General features: G+C 44.6%; 1 protein-coding gene. It reads left to right on the top strand.

Translation table 11 applies throughout. From position 1 onward, the window contains the following. Positions 1 to 1,390: 1,390 nt before the first annotated feature. On the top strand, positions 1,391 to 2,458 hold the full coding sequence (locus F6K20_RS33965; protein ID WP_008179744.1) for a hypothetical protein: 1,068 nt from the start codon (positions 1,391 to 1,393) through the stop codon (positions 2,456 to 2,458). Positions 2,459 to 2,489: the final 31 nt, after the last annotated feature.

The raw sequence follows: 2,489 nt of genomic DNA, 5'->3' as shown, positions 1-2,489 counted from the left end.
CTTGGGGTTAACCAGAGCTTGACCGATTTTTTTTTGTTATAGTTAGAGGAATTATTAATTGGGTGAGTTCGTAGGGTGCGTTAGGGACGGGCTTGCACTCATTTTATCGGTCGTCAATGTTGGGAAAGTCCGTCCCGTAACGCACCACCGGGTCAAACAGTAAAAATGAGATGCACCCGAGCAGCAACGCCTCTTAAGTTGTCTCATCTCAGCCGTCCCAATTTGCCCACCCATTAGCAGGATATCCCTTTCAAATGGGGAGAGATGGAATTAGCGACAAAGTTCAGCCAAGGCAGATGTATCGGAGCCAAATTATGTAACGCTTTGTGGATTTTTTTAACCTTCTATGTACTTTTATAAATAGTTACAAACTGGCTCGATTTCTTGTAACAGATAACTATAATTACTATGATACCAGTTGGTTAAAGTTTGGGGTGCCATGTCGCGCTCCTAGAAGACGGTGGGATCGAGTGCATCTCATTTTTGCCGTTTGGGTGGTGCGTTACGGGACGGATTGTCCTAACACTGGCTACCAAGAAAATAAGGGCTCCCCCGTCCCTAACGCACCCTACGAACATTTACAAAAGTGAGATGCACCCATGTGATCGACTGGTATTGTTTTCTTCAAGGGTACAAGGTAAATAGAACTAGCTATGCGGACTCATACCTATAAACCGAAATATTCTAACTCTACCTCTAGGACAATAGCTCAAAAAAAGAAAGACTCCAGAGTGATTGGTTCTAGAAGAAGATTGGATGCAGGTGCGGCTCGTTCCAGCTAGGAGCCTCTAGAAACTAGAGGGGTATGAGCTGGGGGAATCGCGAGGGTTAGTAAACCGCTAGAGAAAATGTTGCAGAGTATACCAAAAACTTTTATTATTTGTTAGAATTAAATTAGGGTAACACCGACAGAGATTATTATGTAACTTAAATTAAAACCGAAAACCAAGGGTTTAATAGTTGCACTGTCTATCCCGGTGGAACCAAATTTGTTGACATTTTTATGGCGCTCGCGGGATATTCCGTAAGAGCTTTGGGAGATACCCCCTGGATGTGAAAGCATCTTGCATTGGCGAGCCAGAATTTGCTTTTGGTAGATTTTGGTAGCTAAAAAGTATCGGATACACCCTCAAAATTTCTAACTATCTTTTGGATGTGGGTGAAAACCCCACCCCTGAGGAGACAGGTGACTCCCTACCTGGCCACACCGGGTGCATCTCATATTTGTAAAAAAGATCTCAAGTGTGGGGCCCGGGCGCGGGGAGTGTGGGGCCCGGGCGCGAGGAGTGTGGGAATTTTATGCCGAATTTTTGCCTAATTGCAAAACTGAGATGCACCAGGCAAGCAATGCTTCTCCTTCATACTTTTATTGTTCATCAGGATTAAGCTGATGTTGAAAATAACAAAATATATTTTTACCCTCGTTGTTGTAGTTTTGTTTACTGCATTCTACGCAGTCGGGAATGCTCAGGTTGACACACTTGAATGGGGATTTATACCTCCTGGGACAGCAGAAACTTGTAAAGCTATTTCTAGAATTGGTACGATTGAACCATTTTCGGGAACGTATCAACAGTGTGGTGATCGATGTGCTGCAATTGTGAACTGCGGAGCTTGGAATTTGGATTCGGTAAATCAAAAATGCCGTGTATACACGTCAGAATGTTCTGAACCAGACCCCTCCGGTGGATGGGGATTTATACCTCCTGGGACCGCAGAAACTTGTAAAGCTATTTCTAGAATTCGTACGATTGAACCATTTTCGGGAACCTATGAACAGTGTGGTGATCGATGTGCTGCAATTGTGAACTGCGGAGCTTGGAATTTGGATTCGGTAAATCAAAAATGCCGTGTATACACGTCAAAATGTTCTGAACCAGACTCCATTACTGAAGATTTCACCGGTGGGACCTTTGATTCAGCAAATTTCGAGATCGGAGGTGGAACCGGGAATGCCACTGATGCTGGTTGGGCAAGTGTGACTAATCGCGGAACCCTTCGTACTGTAGCATCTAATCTCAAACCGAGTATTGACAATCCACTCACAATTGAGGCAGACATTACTTTCACTCCGGCTAACGAAATTGCTTTTCTTCAAGTTCGTGGTGACGGACTTCCTTCTGGTTCCTTTGACGAACCAAGTAACGGAATATACCTGCGATTGCATAACTTCCAAAATGGCCATACTGGAGTCTCATTCGGTGGCCCCTTCATGGAGTTTTTCCGTAAAGATCCACCGGGAGGAGATAGTTTTTGGGACGACCCAGTCCACCTGCTTCTCACCGATGACGGCTCTACAATTTCAGTAACTTTGACAAACACAGTCACCAATGTTGTTAACGCCTTCAGTATCAATGATATGCGTAGCTCTGGGGGTTATGTTGCCTTCTCCACATCGGCCAATGGTGCCCGTTGGGACAACATCTCTATCACCCACAATAACCTGACTGGCAAGTAGACTCGGTTACAGAACTTCTGACAATTTTGGA

It is taken from the genome of Moorena sp. SIO2C4 (assembly GCF_010672485.1).
Classification (GTDB): domain Bacteria; phylum Cyanobacteriota; class Cyanobacteriia; order Cyanobacteriales; family Coleofasciculaceae; genus Moorena; species Moorena producens.
The sequence above is the reverse complement of the archived record's forward strand: the minus strand, read 5'-3'. Positions and strand labels throughout refer to the sequence as shown.

Coding starts and splice junctions, on each gene's coding strand:
- F6K20_RS33965 (WP_008179744.1), top strand. CDS start 1,391: ATGTTGAAAATAACAAAATATATTTTTACCCTCGTTGTTGTAGTTTTG.